Annotated in this window: 1 rRNA gene; it reads right to left on the bottom strand. The window is 57.4% G+C overall.

The annotated features are described in order from the left end of the window. Positions 1-204: ribosomal RNA gene (locus E1297_RS00015) — 23S ribosomal RNA — on the bottom strand; the annotation flags it as partial.

Raw genomic sequence — 204 nt, 5'->3', positions numbered from 1 at the left:
GGCGACCGCCCCAGTCAAACTACCCGCCACGCAGGGTCCCGGATCCGGATAACGGACCGCGGTTAGACATCAAGAGTGCGAAGGGTGGTATCTCAAGGGAGGCTCCACAGGTACTTGCGTTCCTGCTTCAAAGCCTACCACCTATCCTGCACATCACAATCCTGATGCCAGTGCGAAGCTGTAGTAAAGGTGCACGGGGTCTTT

It is taken from the genome of Roseibium sp. RKSG952 (assembly GCF_009711355.1).
This window is presented reverse-complemented; position numbering and strand designations above follow the sequence as displayed.